16 protein-coding genes, 1 tRNA gene and 1 riboswitch are annotated in these 13715 nt (G+C 68.7%); of the genes, 10 read left to right on the top strand and 7 right to left on the bottom strand.

Annotated elements, in window-relative coordinates; translation table 11 throughout:
• Positions 1 to 133 precede the first annotated feature (133 nt).
• Positions 134 to 886: an MBL fold metallo-hydrolase gene (locus SLINC_RS17385; protein WP_067433474.1), complete on the top strand. Its 753-nt coding sequence runs from the start codon at positions 134 to 136 to the stop codon at positions 884 to 886.
• Positions 887 to 972: 86 nt separating this feature from the next.
• On the opposite strand, the gene SLINC_RS17380 is transcribed toward SLINC_RS17385, so the two are convergent.
• A complete protein-coding gene (locus SLINC_RS17380; RefSeq protein ID WP_067433471.1) occupies positions 973 to 2226 on the bottom strand; it encodes a PTS transporter subunit EIIC in 1254 nt (417 codons plus the stop codon).
• Between the two features lie 139 nt (positions 2227 to 2365).
• Complete coding sequence (locus SLINC_RS17375; RefSeq protein ID WP_067433468.1) at positions 2366 to 3658, bottom strand: PTS transporter subunit EIIC; 1293 nt, start codon at positions 3656 to 3658, stop codon at positions 2366 to 2368.
• Between the two features lie 127 nt (positions 3659 to 3785).
• Between SLINC_RS17375 and SLINC_RS17370 the strand changes: the two genes are divergently transcribed.
• The 4 genes from SLINC_RS17370 to rdgB all read left to right on the top strand — a co-directional run bounded on the left by SLINC_RS17370 (position 3786) and on the right by rdgB (position 6022).
• Positions 3786 to 4019: a PTS sugar transporter subunit IIB gene (locus tag SLINC_RS17370; RefSeq protein ID WP_067433464.1), complete on the top strand. Its 234-nt coding sequence runs from the start codon at positions 3786 to 3788 to the stop codon at positions 4017 to 4019.
• A gap of 85 nt (positions 4020 to 4104) precedes the next feature.
• On the top strand, positions 4105 to 4842 hold the full coding sequence (rph, locus tag SLINC_RS17365; protein WP_067433461.1) for a ribonuclease PH: 738 nt from the start codon (positions 4105 to 4107) through the stop codon (positions 4840 to 4842).
• Between the two features lie 141 nt (positions 4843 to 4983).
• Entirely contained in the window at positions 4984 to 5385 is a 402-nt protein-coding gene (locus SLINC_RS17360; RefSeq protein ID WP_067433458.1) for a hypothetical protein, read from the top strand.
• Positions 5386 to 5419: 34 nt separating this feature from the next.
• On the top strand, positions 5420 to 6022 hold the full coding sequence (rdgB, locus tag SLINC_RS17355; protein ID WP_067433455.1) for an RdgB/HAM1 family non-canonical purine NTP pyrophosphatase: 603 nt from the start codon (positions 5420 to 5422) through the stop codon (positions 6020 to 6022).
• A gap of 63 nt (positions 6023 to 6085) precedes the next feature.
• Here the strand turns inward: rdgB and SLINC_RS17350 are convergent.
• The 4 genes from SLINC_RS17350 to bcp all read right to left on the bottom strand — a co-directional run bounded on the left by SLINC_RS17350 (position 6086) and on the right by bcp (position 7999).
• Positions 6086 to 6160: transfer RNA gene (locus SLINC_RS17350), tRNA-Leu, on the bottom strand.
• 9 nt (positions 6161 to 6169) lie between these two features.
• Positions 6170 to 6751 (bottom strand): HNH endonuclease signature motif containing protein, encoded by a 582-nt coding sequence (locus tag SLINC_RS17345; protein ID WP_079164573.1) that lies wholly within the window; start codon positions 6749 to 6751, stop codon positions 6170 to 6172.
• Positions 6748 to 7389, bottom strand: a complete 642-nt coding sequence (locus SLINC_RS17340; protein WP_067445447.1) for an HNH endonuclease signature motif containing protein — start codon at positions 7387 to 7389, stop codon at positions 6748 to 6750. The genes SLINC_RS17345 and SLINC_RS17340 overlap by 4 nt, the downstream gene beginning before the upstream one ends.
• Before the next feature lie 142 nt (positions 7390 to 7531).
• A complete protein-coding gene (gene bcp / locus SLINC_RS17335) occupies positions 7532 to 7999 on the bottom strand; it encodes a thioredoxin-dependent thiol peroxidase (protein WP_067433452.1) in 468 nt (155 codons plus the stop codon).
• 93 nt (positions 8000 to 8092) lie between these two features.
• Between bcp and SLINC_RS17330 the strand changes: the two genes are divergently transcribed.
• From SLINC_RS17330 to sugE, 3 genes are all read left to right on the top strand, one after another.
• Positions 8093 to 8422 carry a DUF3618 domain-containing protein gene (locus SLINC_RS17330; protein WP_067433449.1) on the top strand — a complete coding sequence of 110 codons (330 nt, stop codon included), beginning with the start codon at positions 8093 to 8095 and terminating at the stop codon, positions 8420 to 8422.
• Positions 8423 to 8477: 55 nt separating this feature from the next.
• Complete coding sequence (locus SLINC_RS17325; protein ID WP_067433447.1) at positions 8478 to 8831, top strand: GroES family chaperonin; 354 nt, start codon at positions 8478 to 8480, stop codon at positions 8829 to 8831.
• 90 nt (positions 8832 to 8921) lie between these two features.
• Positions 8922 to 8988: riboswitch (guanidine-III (ykkC-III) riboswitch) on the top strand.
• Between the two features lie 30 nt (positions 8989 to 9018).
• The gene (gene sugE / locus SLINC_RS17320; protein WP_067433445.1) at positions 9019 to 9339 is read left to right on the top strand and encodes a quaternary ammonium compound efflux SMR transporter SugE; all 321 of its coding nucleotides are present in this window, start codon (positions 9019 to 9021) and stop codon (positions 9337 to 9339) included.
• Between the two features lie 25 nt (positions 9340 to 9364).
• Here sugE and SLINC_RS17315 read toward each other — a convergent pair whose 3' ends face one another.
• Positions 9365 to 11779: a transglycosylase domain-containing protein gene (locus tag SLINC_RS17315; RefSeq protein ID WP_067433443.1), complete on the bottom strand. Its 2415-nt coding sequence runs from the start codon at positions 11777 to 11779 to the stop codon at positions 9365 to 9367.
• 294 nt (positions 11780 to 12073) lie between these two features.
• Between SLINC_RS17315 and SLINC_RS17310 the strand changes: the two genes are divergently transcribed.
• Complete coding sequence (locus tag SLINC_RS17310) at positions 12074 to 12874, top strand: ABC transporter permease (protein ID WP_067433435.1); 801 nt, start codon at positions 12074 to 12076, stop codon at positions 12872 to 12874.
• Positions 12875 to 12950: 76 nt separating this feature from the next.
• The gene (locus SLINC_RS17305; protein ID WP_067445445.1) at positions 12951 to 13715 is read left to right on the top strand and encodes an ABC transporter permease; all 765 of its coding nucleotides are present in this window, start codon (positions 12951 to 12953) and stop codon (positions 13713 to 13715) included.

Raw genomic sequence — 13715 nt, 5'->3', positions numbered from 1 at the left:
CAGCACAGGTGAGTTCGCCCACAACAGCCCCTGGTGGAGGAGCGACCGGGAGTTTTGCGCCTTACGCTCGACGGACCGCACGACCCCCGACGAACCCACATTGTCAATTCCCGCCAGCGGAGGTTTCTGCTTCATGAAGCTCACCGTCGTCGGCTGCTCGGGGTCGTTCCCGTCCGCGGAATCGGCCTGCTCGAGCTACCTCGTAGAGGCCGACGGCTTCCGGTTGCTTCTCGACATGGGCAATGGTGCCCTCGGCGAGTTGCAGCGCCACTGCGGTCTCTACGACCTCGACGCGATCTTCCTCAGCCATCTGCACGCCGACCACTGCATCGACATGTGCGCGTACTTCGTCGCGCGCTACTACCGCCACGACGGCGGCCGCTGCGACCCGATCCCGGTCTACGGCCCCGAGGGCACCGAGCACCGCCTCACCACGGCCTACGCCGACACCCCCACCGCCTCCTCCATGAGCGAGGTCTTCGACTTCCACACGGTCAAGCCGTCCACCTTCGAGCTCGGCCCGTTCACGGTCCACACCGAACGCGTGGCCCACCCGGTGGAGGCGTACGGCATCCGCGTCGAGCACGGGGGAAGGGTGCTGACGTACTCCGGCGACACCGGCGTGACCCCCGCCCTGGACGAACTCGCCCGCGACGCCGACCTGTTCCTGTGCGAGGCCGCCTTCACGCACGGCAAGGAGAGCATCCCCGACCTGCACCTCAACGGCCGCGAGGCGGGCGAGACGGCACGCAGGGCGGGCGCCCGCCGCCTGGTCCTCACCCACATCCCCCCGTGGACCGACCCCCAGGCCAACCTCACCGACGCCCGCGCGGTCTACGACGGCCCGGTGGAGCTGGCGGCGCCGAGGGCGTCGTACGAGATCTAGCCCGTACGGGGTTCAGGCCCGTACGTGCGCGAAGGCCCCGGAACCGTGTCCTTGGTTCCGGGGCCTTCGTCACGCGGTACGACGGCTCACGCCTTGGTGAGGTCCTCCACCTCTTCCTCGGGCTCGCGGCCCGGGGTGGCGATGTTGAACCTGATGATGGCGAAGCGGAAGGTGACGTAGTAGATCGCGGCGAAGACCAGGCCGATCGGGATGATCATCCAGGGCTTGGTGGCGAGGTTCCAGTTGAGGAAGTAGTCGATCGCGCCGGCCGAGAAGCTGAAGCCGTGATGGACGCCCAGGGCCCAGGTGACGGCCATCGAGACGGCCGTCAGGACCGCGTGGATGACGTACAGCACCGGGGCGACGAACATGAACGCGAACTCGATCGGCTCGGTGATACCGGTGACGAAGGAGGTCAGGGCGAGCGAGAGCATCATGCCGCCGACGGCCTTGCGGCGCTCGGGACGCGCGGTGTGCGTGATGGCGAGCGCGGCGGCCGGCAGGGCGAACATCATGATCGGGAAGAAGCCCGTCATGAACTGGCCGGCGGTCGGGTCGCCGTGGAAGAAGCGCGGCAGGTCACCGTGCCAGACCGCACCCGAGGCGTCCTTGAAGGAGCCGATCTCCTGCCAGGCCACCGTGTTGACGAACTGGTGCATGCCCACGGGGAGCAGCGCGCGGTTGATGGCGCCGAAGATGCCCGCGCCGATCGCGCCGAGCCCGGTCATCCACTCGCCGAAGTTGGTGATGACGTCACCGATCGGCTCCCAGACCAGGCCGAAGAAGACGCCGACGGCGGTGCCGATGAAGGCCATCAGGATCGGGACCAGCCGACGGCCGTTGAAGAAGCCCAGCCAGTCGGGGAGCTTGGTGCGGTGGAAGCGCTGCCAGGTGACCGCGGCTATCAGGCCCATGATGATGCCGCCGAAGACCTTGGGGTCGTTGTAGGTGGCGGCCACGTCCGCGCCCTTGGTGACCTTCGCCTCGGTGATCGGGAACGCGGTCAGGACGTTCTTGTAGACGAGGAAGCCCACCAGCGCGGCGAGGGCGGTCGAGCCGTCGGCCTTCTTGGCGAAGCCGATGGCGATACCGACGCAGAACAGCAGCGGAAGGTTCGAGAAGACGGCGTCACCGGCGGTGGCGAACACGTCCGCGACCTTGCCCCAGCCCAGACCGTCCTTGCCGAAGACGTCGGGTTGGCCGAGGCGCAGCAGGATGCCCGCCGCCGGCAGCACGGCGATCGGGAGCTGGAGGCTGCGGCCGACCTTCTGAAGGCCCTGGAAAAGACCGGATCCCCACTTCTTCGTGGGGGCCGCCGTTGGCGAGGTGGCGGTGCTCATAGACTTCCTCCATCGGGTGGTGGTCTACACCACTCAGTGGTGTAGACCATGTTGTAGCACGATGAAGGACGCATAAGGAACCCGCGGTTCCCGTGACGAAACGGCTACCGCGGGCTACCTGTCCCAAGGTCGGTCCGGACTACACCTTCGTGACGTCCTCGACCTCCTCCTCCGGCTCCCTGCCCGGCGTCTTCAGATCGAACCTCGTGATCGCGAACCGGAAGATCACGTAGTAGAGGACGCCGAAGCACAGACCGATCGGGATGATCGCCCACGGTCTCGTCGCCAGGTTCCAGTTGATGACGTAGTCGATGAGACCGGCCGAGAAACTGAACCCGTCGTGCACCCCGAGCCCCCACGTCACCGCCATCGACACACCCGTCAGCACCGCGTGCACCGCGTACAGCAGCGGCGCGATGAACAGGAACGAGTACTCGATCGGCTCCGTGATCCCCGTGACGAACGACGTCAGGGCGACCGACAGCATCAGACCGCCGACCTCCTTGCGCCGCTCCGGCCTCGCACAGTGCGTGATCGCCAGCGCCGCCGCCGGCAGCGCGAACATCATGATCGGGAAGAACCCGGAGGTGAACTGCCCCGCGTCCGGGTCACCGGCCAGGAACATGTTGATGTCGCCGTGCACCACCGAACCGTCCGGCTTGGTGTAACTGCCGAACTGGAACCAGATGGGCACGTTCAGGAACTGGTGCAGCCCGATCACCAGCAACGCCCGGTTCGCGACACCGAAGACACCCGCACCCCACGCACCCGCGTCGCTCAGCCAGTCGCTGAAGTTCTCCAGCCCGTCACCGATCGGCGGCCAGACCCACAGACACAGCGCCGCGAACACGATCGCGACGAACGCCATGATGATCGGCACCAGCCGGCGGCCGTTGAAGAAACCGAGCCAGTCCACCAGCTTCGTACGGTGATAGCGCTGCCAGAAGAACGCCGACAGCAGACCCATCACGATGCCGCCGAAGACACCCGGGTTCTGGTAGGTGAACGCCACCACCGTGTGGTCCGTCGCCGCCTGGCAGCCGATGTTCGGCACCGCCGTCGACCCGCCCGGACAGTCCTCCGGGAACTGCCGCAGCACGGTGTAGTAGACGAGGAAACCCGCCACCGCCGCGAGCGCCGTCGACCCGTCCGCCTTCTTCGCCATGCCGATCGCCACACCGACACAGAAGAGGAGGGGCAGCCCGAGCTGACTGTCCAGCAGCGCGCCGCCCGCGCCCGCCATCACCTTCGAGACGTTCGTCCACCCCAGCCCGTCGTCCCCGAACACGTCCGGCTGGCCGAGCCGGTTGAGGATACCGGCGGCCGGCAGGACGGCGATGGGCAGCTGAAGACTGCGGCCCATCTTCTGGAGCCCCTGGAACGCGCTGTTCCACCGGGCCCGGGCGGGGCTCACCTCGCTGTCGGTACTCATCGGTTGGCGACCGCCTGTCATGTGGTGTAGACCAGTCATCGACGATTGGGTTGCTGTGACGTCATCTTTCGGTACACACACCGCAATCGCTCGCGAAGTTGGGCCACCTGTGTGTGAGGAGACCGAAATGGCCACCAAGGCAGAGAAGATCGTCGCCGGGCTCGGCGGCATCGACAACATCGAAGAGGTCGAGGGCTGCATCACCCGCCTGCGGACCGAGGTCAACGACGCCTCCCTCGTCGACGACGCCGCCCTCAAGGCCGCCGGCGCCCACGGCGTCGTCAAGATGGGCACCGCCATCCAGGTCGTCATCGGCACCGACGCCGACCCCATCGCCGCGGAGATCGAAGACATGATGTGAAGCCTCGGGATCATCCCGGGCTGAGGGGCCCTCCCGACCAGGGAGCGGCCCCTTCCGCATCCCTCGCTCCCGCTAGGCTCAGCGCATGTCTCGAATCGACGGCCGCACCCCCGAACAACTCCGCCCGGTCACCATCGAACGCGGCTGGAGCAAGCACGCCGAGGGCTCCGTCCTCGTCTCCTTCGGCGACACGAAGGTCTTCTGCACCGCCTCCGTCACCGAAGGCGTCCCGCGCTGGCGCAAGGGCAGCGGCGAGGGCTGGGTGACCGCCGAGTACTCCATGCTGCCCCGCGCCACCAACACCCGCGGCGACCGCGAGTCCGTCCGCGGCAAGATCGGCGGCCGCACCCACGAGATCAGCCGCCTCATCGGCCGCTCCCTGCGCGCGGTCATCGACTACAAGGCCCTCGGCGAGAACACCATCGTCCTGGACTGCGACGTCCTCCAGGCCGACGGCGGCACCCGCACCGCGGCGATCACCGGCGCCTACGTGGCCCTCGCCGACGCCGTCGCCTGGGCCCAGGGCCGGAAGCTGATCAAGGCCGGCCGCCAGCCGCTCACGGGCACCGTCTCCGCGGTCTCCGTCGGCATCGTGGGAGGGATCCCCCTGCTGGACCTCTGCTACGAGGAGGACGTCAAGGCCGACACCGACATGAACGTCGTCTGCACCGGCGACGGCCGCTTCGTCGAGGTCCAGGGCACCGCCGAGGCCGAACCCTTCGCCCGCGACGAGCTCAACTCCCTCCTCGACCTGGCGGTTTCCGGCTGCACGGAACTGGCTGTCCTGCAGCGCAAGGCGCTTGATACCGTCCTGGAAAAGTAAAGGACGTACCAAGGAGAACGGCCGCCGCGGGCAACCGCGCCGACCACCCTCGCGTCACTACGGGTACGGGCGCACGGAACACCACCGTGCGCCCGGCCAGCACGAGGGCCGTCGAGGCCGACCAACGGGAGGGAACCACCCATGGCCGCGAGCCGTCGCCGCAGTCGCCGCACCGCCATCGCCGCCGCCGTCGCGGCCGTAGGCCTGACGGTCGGCCTGACCACCGGCTGCGACGCCGTCAACAAGGCGCTGGACTGCGTCCAGACCGCCGAGGCCGTCGCCGACAGCGTCACGGACCTCCAGCAGGCCGTCGAGAACGCGTCGAACGACCCGACCCAGATCGACGAGTCCATCGACTCCATCGGCAAGAACCTCGACGAGATCGGCGACAAGACGGACAACGCCGACCTGGACAAGGCGACCGAGGACATGCGCAAGGCCCTGATCGAAGTCCAGACGGCCGTCGAGAACGGCGACGAGACCCCCGACATCAGCGGGGTCACCGACGCGGCGGGTGAGCTCACCAAGGTCTGCTCCCCGTGACGAACGGGCATCGGGCCCCGCGATACTGGGGGCCATGACCCGCCTGATCCTCGCCACCCGCAACGCCGGAAAGATCACCGAACTCAGGTCGATCCTCGCCGACGCAGGCCTGCCCCACGACCTCGTCGGCGCGGACGCCTACCCCGACATCCCCGACGTCAAGGAAACGGGAGTGACGTTCGCCGAGAACGCCCTCCTCAAAGCCCACGCCCTCGCCCAGGCCACCGGCCTGCCGGCGGTGGCCGACGACTCGGGATTGTGCGTCGACGTCCTCAACGGCGCCCCCGGCATCTTCTCCGCCCGCTGGGCCGGCAAGCACGGCGACGACCGCGCCAACTTCGAACTCCTCCTCGCCCAGCTCTCCGACATCGCCGACGAACACCGCGGCGCCCACTTTGCCTGCGCGGCGGCCCTCGCCCTGCCGGACGGCACGGAGAGGGTGGTCGAGGGCCGGCTGCGGGGTGTGCTGCGGCATGCTCCGGTAGGCACGAACGGCTTCGGCTACGACCCCGTCCTCCAGCCGGAGGGCGAGTCGCGGACCTGCGCTGAGATGAGCGCGGAGGAGAAGAACGCGATCAGCCACCGGGGGAAGGCATTCCGGGGGCTGGTGCCGGTGGTGCGGGAGTTGTTGGGCTGAGGCGGCGCGCACACAAGAAGGCCGAAGGGCGCGGCACCCTCATCGGGAGCCGCGCCCTTAGAGTGGGGCCGACGAGACTCGAACTCGCACTGTCCACTACCTAAAAGTGGTGCCTCCTGCCAATTGGGCTACGGCCCCACGCACAGCTTACTGGTCCTCGGCGAACGCCCGCCGTCGGCTGCCTCCCCTGCACCAGGTACTGGTGATCGCGTGACAGTTGGGGCACAGCAACCGCAGGTTCTCCCGCCGGTCGTCGCTCCAGTTCCCGTTGATGTGATCGACCTCCAGTGTCATGGGCTTGCCGAGCCATTCGGGGCCTGTTCCGCACTCGGTGCACTCCTCGGACACGCCCACTTCCAAGAGCGCACGCCGGAGCAGGTGGGTTCTCGTCCGACGGGTGCCGTTGTGCCGGACGAGGATGTCCTGTGCCCGCCTGGGCGGTGTGGTGCCCGGCCCGCCGCGTTGATGCGCCTGGCCCAGGAAGTGGGAGATGTCGAGACCGTCCTCGGCCACCCAGCGGTGGAACTGGGTGCGCAGCTTGCTGTTGTACGGTTCCATTCCCAGAGCGCGGAGTGTGCCCGCGATGGAGGTCGCTTCCTCGACCGCTCGACGCAGCTCGGCGGGTGCCGGTTTGGCAGGCGTTGCCCTGGTGCGCTGCTGACGGGCCATGTGCGGGGCGTCTGCCGCTTCGGCCGGCCGTCCCTGGGTGTACTGCACGCCGTCGCTCATGAAGTCCGGTCCTTGCCGCGCCCCCGGTAACTGTCCGTCGTCGAATGGCAGTTGGGGCACAGGAACCGTAGGTTCTCGATGCGGTTGTCCCGCCAGTTGCCGTCGATGTGGTCGACCTCCAGGGGGAGCGGGTGTCCTCGCCACGACGCTTCCGTCCCGCACATCGCACACTGCTCCGGCATGCCTGTGGTCGTCATCGCCCACCGCAGCCGATCGCTCGGAACGCGTCTGGCTTCCCCGACCGGCTGCTCCACGAGAGAGGCTTCCGGCGTCCGAGGCCGCCACGCCTTGCCGCGCCGCGTCGGCACCTGGAAGTGCGAGGTGTCGATGCCGTACGCCTTGATCCGCCGACTGATGTGCGTGTGGTGCCCGCCGACGACCTCAAGCCCGAGATGCCGCAGCACCTCGCACATGTTCGTCGCCGCCGAAACGGCCTCTTGGAGGATTTCCCGCGTCCACTTCACGCCCTCCCGCTCGAAGTGCGAGACATCCACTCCCAGCTTCTTCATCCGCTCGAACACATACCGTCGAGTCGAACTCCGCGGATCCACCCCCAACCGCCCCAACGCCTCCGACAACGTGTGTGCCCCCAGAGCCGCTTCCTCCAGCCGCTCCTTGGTGTACGCACTGGCCCCCATCAAGCCCCCTCCGGTCATGGCCACCTGTTCGTGGCCCGTACGGAGTAACGAACCGCTTATCGGACGGTCACGCCGGAAACGTCGAGCGGCCCCCATCGGGACATCCCGGCAGGGGCCGCCATGCAGCAGAGTGAGGGGGGTCTCAGATCCCCAGGTCCTTGATGATCTTGGCCACGTGGCCCGTCGCGCGGACGTTGTACAGGGCCCGTTCGACCTTGCCGTCCTCGTCCACGACGATCGTGGAGCGGATGACGCCCATGTAGGTCTTGCCGTAGTTCTTCTTCTCGCCGTAGGCGGCGTAGGACTCGGTGACCTTCTTGTCGGGGTCGGCGAGGAGGGTGACCTTGAGGGACTCCTTGTCGCGGAACCTGGCCAGCTTCTCCGGGGAGTCGGGGGAGATGCCGATGACGTCGTAGCCCGCGCCGGCCAGCACCTCCAGGTTGTCGGTGAAGTCGCAGGCCTGCTTCGTGCAGCCGGGGGTCAGGGCGGCCGGGTAGAAGTAGACGATGACCTTGCGGCCCTTGTGGTCCGACAGGGAGATGTCGTTGCCGTCGGCGTCGGGCAGGGTGAAGGCGGGGGCCACGTCCCCGGGCTGGAGTCGCTCGCTCATTGGGTCAGCGTAACCGGGGGTCCTGACAGTGCGGTGGCGGGCGGAGCTGACAGACTGTCCAGAACAAACAGCGGCGACTTCGGAGGCTCCACCGTGGCGGACACGTCGGACATCAGAACCCCGGCGCAGATCGAGGCGGACATCAAGCGCCGCCGCGAAGTGCTGGCCGAGACGCTCGACGAGCTCGGGGTGCGGGTGCACCCCAGGACGATCGTGGGCGATGCCAAGGCGAAGGTGGTGTCCAACATCGATCACACGCTCGGTCGGGCCTACGTCGGCGTCAACCGGGTCGTCAGCGATGTGAAGGCCCAGTTCGTCGACGAGGAGGGTGCACCGCGGCTGGAGCGGGTCGTGCCGGTCGCCCTCGTCGCCGTGGGCCTGGTGGGTCTGCTGGCCCTCGGTACCCGGCGCCGCAAGGGCTGAACCGGGGGCGACCCGGCAGCGTACGGACGCGTCGAAGGCAGGTAGGTTCAGAGGCGTGAGCGCCAACAGAAACGACACCACCCAGCACGACAAGCTGCCCATCCGGATGCTGCACGACCGTGTACTCGTGCGGCAGGAGACCGGTGAGGGTGAGCGGCGGTCGGGCGGGGGCATCCTCATTCCCGCCACCGCGGCGGTCGGCCGTCGGCTGGCCTGGGCCGAGGTCGTCGCGGTGGGGCAGAACGTCCGGACCGTGGAGCCCGGAGACCGGGTCCTGTTCGATCCGGAGGACCGGGCCGAGGTGGAGGTGCGCGGTATCGCCTACGCGCTGATGCGCGAGCGCGATCTGCACGCCGTGGCCGCGGACCGGTTCGAGGGCTCCGAGGACTCGACCGGTCTGTACCTGTAGAACGACGACGTATCTGTAGAACGAAGTACCTGTGGAACAACGGCGAAAGGGGCCGGTGACCATCGTCACCGGCCCCTTTCGCCGTCCTTTTGCTACCTTCGAAGGAGCCCGACGAGACGCGCCGTACCGGGACCGGTAACAGCAAAGACGACGCACCCCTGTCACGCCTGTTCTCGGAGGTGCCGTCATGGCCTGGGTTCTGCTCGTCGTCGCCGGTCTGCTGGAAGTCGGCTGGTCGATCGGTATGAAGTACACCGACGGTTTCACCCGGCTCGTGCCCAGTCTGCTCACCGGTTCCGGCATCGTCGTGAGCATGCTGCTGCTGTCGTACGCCACCCGCTCCCTGCCCATCGGCACCGCCTACGGCGTGTGGGTGGGGATCGGGGCGGCCGGTGCGGCGGTGGTCGGCATGGTGGTGCTGGGGGAGCCGGCCACCGCCGCCCGGATCTTCTTCGTGTGCCTGCTGCTGGTCGCCGTGGTGGGGCTGAAGGCGACCTCCGGCCACTGACCGGTCAGCGGTCGGCGGCCGGCTGTCAGGGGCTCGGCTGGCGGCGCGTGCCGAACTGGGCGCCCGGGCCCAGGGTCGTACCGCCCTGCTGACTGCCGTCCGTGGTGCCGCCGTCGGTGGTGTCCCCGGTGGTGCCGCCGTCCCCAGTGGTGCCCCCGTCGGTGGTCGTCCCGCCGTCCCCGGTGGTGCCTCCGTCGGTGGTCGTGCCGCCGTCGGTGGGGTCGCCGGTGGTGCCGCCCGTCGTCGTGGGGTCGCCGGTGGTGCCGGTGGTCGAGCCGTCGGTGGTCGTCCCGCCGTCCCCGGTGGTGCCTCCGTCGGTGGTCGTGCCGCCGTCGGTGTCCCCGGTGGTGCCGCCGTCCTGGCCGCCCGTGGTGGGGTCCACCGGGACGTCGGTGCTCGGCTCCTGGGACTGCTCGGCGCCCGGCTGGAGCTGGAGGTCGAAGTCGGTGACCGGCTTGCCCTTCAGTGCCTCCTCGGTGAACTGCGCCCAGATCTCGGCCGGGGCCCCGCCGCCGTTGATCCGGTCCAGGCCCATCGCGCCGTAGAGCGACTTGTGGGCGGCGGTGACCGGGTCCTGGCCCATCACGGAGACGACGGTGGCCAGGTCGGGGGTGTAGCCGGCGAACCAGGCGGCGGTGTCCTCCTCGGCGGTGCCGGTCTTGCCCGCGGCGGGGCGGCCGGCGGCCTGGGCGGCGCGGGCGGTGCCGTTCTCGACGACGCTCTGGAGGACCGAGGTCGTGGTGTCGGCGGCCTCGCGGCTGATGGCCTGGCGGGTCCGCCGCTGGGGCAGCTCGACGCTCTGCTTGCCGTCCTTGGTGACCTTGGCGACCAGCGTGTACGTGCCGTGCCGGCCGTGGTTGGCGAGCGTGGCGTAGGCCTCCGCCATGTCCAGGACGCTGGCGGTGTTCACGCCGAGCGCGATGGACGGGGTGGGGGTCAGGTCGGGGGTGTCGGACGGGATGCCGAGGTCGATCGCGGTCTGCTCGACCTTGTCGGAGCCGACGTCGACGGCCATCTGCGCGTACACCGCGTTGACGGACTGGTCGGTGGCCTCCCGCACGCTGATGTCGCCGTAGTTGTGCTGGTCCTCGTTCTCGGGGGCGTAGTCGCCGCCGGTCCAGCCGACCACGGGCCGCTTGTTGGTGCCGTCGTAGACCGTGTTCGGGGTGATGACGGTGCCGTCCTGCGTCTCGGAGTGGTTCTGGACGGCGGAGGCGAACACGAACGGCTTGAAGGTGGAGCCGACCTGGAAGTCCCGGCGGGTGGCGTTGGGCGTGTACTGCTTGACGTAGTCGATGCCGTTGTACATCGCGATGACCTTGCCGGTCTTCGGGTCGACGGCGGCGCCGCCCGCGCGGACGTAGGTGTCGACCTTGTTGTTCTTCTTGTCCAGCTGGGAGATCAGCTTGTCGTTGACCGCGTCGACGAAGGCGTCCTGCTTGTCCTTCTCCAGCGTGGTGGTGATGCGGTAGCCGCCCGCGTTGAGCTCGTCCTTGTCGACGATCTTGTTGTCGACGAGGTAGTCGTTGACCACCTGGACGAGGTAGCCGCGCTGCCCGGACAGGCCGGTGGAGAGGGTGGCCTCCTTGGGCATCGGGAACTTCAGGCCGGTGCGCTCGGACTGCTTCAGCCAGCCCTCCTTGACCATGCCGTCCAGGACGTAGTTCCAGCGGGACTCGGCGGCCGACTTGTTCTCCGGGTGGGCGACGACGTCGTACTCGCTGGGCGCGTTGACCAGGGCGGCGAGATAGGCGCCCTGGGCGGCGCTGAGGTCCTTGGCGTCGACGCCGTAGTAGGCCTGCGCGGCGGCCTGCATGCCGTAGGCGTTGCGGCCGAAGAAGCTGGTGTTCAGGTAGCCCTCAAGGATCTGGTCCTTGGACTCGGTGCGGTCCAGCTTGATCGAGATGAAGAACTCCTTCACCTTGCGGGTGACGGTCTGCTCCTGGGCCAGGTAGTAGTTCTTCACGTACTGCTGGGTGATCGTGGACCCGGACTGCTTGCCCTTGCCGGTGGCGGTGTTCCAGCCCGCGCGGAGCATGGCCTTGGGGTCGATCGCGGACTCGCTGTAGAAGTCGCGGTCCTCGGCGGCCAGGACGGCGTGCTGGGCCTCCTTGGAGATCTGTGCGAGGGGGACGCTCTCGCGGTTGACCTTGCCGTCGCGGGCGAGCTGGCTGCCGTCGGCGTAGAGGTAGATGTTGCTCTGCTTCGTGGCCAGGGCGTTGGCGGCCGGGATCTTGACCATGGAGTAGCCGAGGAAGAACAGGCCGGCCACCAGGATGACGCCGAGGATGAAGGTGCCGAGCACCATCCGCCAGGTCGGGATGACGCGTCGCCAGCCGGTGCGCCTAGGTCGCTTGGGCTTCTTGCCTCCTGCTGCGGCGGCAGCTTCCGGCTCTCTGGGTGCCCAGCCCTCGGTCGGCTGCTGCGGCTCGTCGTTCATGTCGTGCACGGACTCCTGTTTCGCGTCGTACGTTCCCGTACGACCTCGTACGCCATCTACGCCCCCGTATGAAGACTGTCCCATCCGGCGATCAGTTCCCCGACCTCGGCACGCGTCCGCGGAGTGGGACGAGAGTGGTTCGGGGGAACAGTCCTCGGCGCGACAGGCATCGCGACAGACATACCGTCGGACAGGGCCGCGCGGAAAATCCGTGGCGCCCTCCTCGCCTCGGCCACTAGGCTCCTGCGCTTCGGTGTCTGGCGGCCTCTGGGCAGGTGAGGTGGGTGGTGTGCCGTGGGTTCGGCGCGGTTGTACGCGGCTGTGGCGGCGGGCGGGTTCCGGCGCTACGCGACGTATCGGGCGGCGACGGCGGCCGGGATCTTCACCAACACCGTCTTCGGTGTGATCCTCGTCTACACCTATCTGGCGCTGTGGGACGAGCGGCCCCATCTGGGCGGGTACGACCAGGCGCAGGCCGTCACCTATGTGTGGCTGGGGCAGTGCCTGTACTCGACGCTCGCCATCCAGGGCGGCGGCGCGGAGAAGGACCTGATGGAGCGGATCCGCACGGGTGAGATCGCCGTCGACCTGTACCGGCCGGCCGATCTCCAGCTGTGGTGGCTGGCGAGCGATCTGGGCCGGGCGCTGTTCCAGGTGCTGGGGCGGGGGGTGATCCCGTTCGCGTTCGGCGCGCTGTTCTTCCCCTCGGCGTTGCCCACGGACGTCACCGTCTGGGCGGCCTTCGCGGTGACGCTCGTGCTGGCGATGGTGGTCAGCTTCGCGATCCGCTATCTGCTGGCCCTGAGCGTGTTCTGGATCATGGACGGTATGGGCATCAGCCAGTTCCTGATGGTCACCGGCATCTTCTTCTCGGGCATGACGTTCCCGCTGAACGCCTTCCCCGACCCCTACGGCGACATCGTGCGGGCGCTGCCGTGGGCGGCCCAGATCCAGATGCCGGCGGACGTGCTGATGGGGGAGACCTCGCCGCTGACGGCGTACGCCTTCCAGGCCGTGTGGGCGGTGGTGCTGCTGGCGGCGGGACGGCTGCTCCAGTCCGCGGCGACCCGACGGGTGGTGGTGCAGGGTGGCTGAGACGCTCGAAACGCCACCCGGACCCGGCGGCTCCCGCCTGGTCGAGGGGCTGCGGACCTACCGGCTGATCGCCGGGATGTGGGTGCGCTCCAGCATGACCTACCGCACCTCCTTCGCCGTCACCGTCCTCGGCAACCTGCTGGTGACCGGCCTGGACTTCGCGACGATCCTGCTGATGTTCTCGCAGGTCGACACGCTCGGCGGCTGGTCGCTGCCCGAGATCGCCTTCCTGTACGGCCTGTCGGCGACCGCGTTCGGGATCGCCGACCTGGTGCTCGGCTCGATGGACGTCCTCGGCGGCCGGATCCGCGACGGCTCCTTCGACACCCTCCTGGTGCGCCCCGCCCCGGTGCTCGCGCAGGTCGGCGCGGACCGGTTCGCGCTGCGCCGCCTGGGCCGGATCACTCAGGCCGCGGCGGTGCTGGGGTACGCGCTGGTCGCCGTCGACGTCGACTGGAGTGTGGCGAAGGTGCTGCTGGTGCCGGTGATGGTGGTCAGCGGCGCGGCCATCTTCTGCGCGCTGTTCGTGGCGGGCGCCGCCTTCCAGTTCGTCGCGCAGGACGCGGCGGAGGTGCAGAACGCGTTCACCTACGGAGGCACCACACTGTTGCAGTACCCGCCCACCGTGTTCGGCAAGGACCTGGTGCGTGGGGTGACGTTCCTGTTGCCGCTCGCCTTCGTCAACTGGGTGCCGGCCTCCTACGTGTTGGGGCGGCCGTACCCGCTGGAACTGCACCGGTGGACGGCCTTCGCGCCCCCGCTGGTGGCGGCGGGCTGCTGTGCGCTGGCCGGGCTGGCCTGGCGGGCGGGGCTCAGGTCGTATCGGAGCACGGGGAGTTGA

Source organism: Streptomyces lincolnensis, from assembly GCF_001685355.1.
GTDB lineage: Bacteria > Actinomycetota > Actinomycetes > Streptomycetales > Streptomycetaceae > Streptomyces > Streptomyces lincolnensis.
The sequence above is the reverse complement of the archived record's forward strand: the minus strand, read 5'-3'. Positions and strand labels throughout refer to the sequence as shown.

Excerpts from the sequence above, each read along its gene's own strand:
- sugE (WP_067433445.1), top strand. The coding sequence starts at position 9,019 with ATGGCCTGGGTTCTGCTCGTCGTCGCCGGTCTGCTGGAAGTCGGCTGG.
- SLINC_RS17370 (WP_067433464.1), top strand. The coding sequence starts at position 3,786 with ATGGCCACCAAGGCAGAGAAGATCGTCGCCGGGCTCGGCGGCATCGAC.
- rph (WP_067433461.1), top strand. The coding sequence starts at position 4,105 with ATGTCTCGAATCGACGGCCGCACCCCCGAACAACTCCGCCCGGTCACC.
- SLINC_RS17385 (WP_067433474.1), top strand. The coding sequence starts at position 134 with ATGAAGCTCACCGTCGTCGGCTGCTCGGGGTCGTTCCCGTCCGCGGAA.
- SLINC_RS17315 (WP_067433443.1), bottom strand. The coding sequence starts at position 11,779 with ATGAACGACGAGCCGCAGCAGCCGACCGAGGGCTGGGCACCCAGAGAG.
- SLINC_RS17340 (WP_067445447.1), bottom strand. The coding sequence starts at position 7,389 with ATGGGGGCCAGTGCGTACACCAAGGAGCGGCTGGAGGAAGCGGCTCTG.
- SLINC_RS17380 (WP_067433471.1), bottom strand. The coding sequence starts at position 2,226 with ATGAGCACCGCCACCTCGCCAACGGCGGCCCCCACGAAGAAGTGGGGA.
- SLINC_RS17360 (WP_067433458.1), top strand. The coding sequence starts at position 4,984 with ATGGCCGCGAGCCGTCGCCGCAGTCGCCGCACCGCCATCGCCGCCGCC.
- bcp (WP_067433452.1), bottom strand. The coding sequence starts at position 7,999 with ATGAGCGAGCGACTCCAGCCCGGGGACGTGGCCCCCGCCTTCACCCTG.
- SLINC_RS17345 (WP_079164573.1), bottom strand. The coding sequence starts at position 6,751 with ATGAGCGACGGCGTGCAGTACACCCAGGGACGGCCGGCCGAAGCGGCA.
- rdgB (WP_067433455.1), top strand. The coding sequence starts at position 5,420 with ATGACCCGCCTGATCCTCGCCACCCGCAACGCCGGAAAGATCACCGAA.
- SLINC_RS17305 (WP_067445445.1), top strand. The coding sequence starts at position 12,951 with ATGTGGGTGCGCTCCAGCATGACCTACCGCACCTCCTTCGCCGTCACC.
- SLINC_RS17375 (WP_067433468.1), bottom strand. The coding sequence starts at position 3,658 with ATGAGTACCGACAGCGAGGTGAGCCCCGCCCGGGCCCGGTGGAACAGC.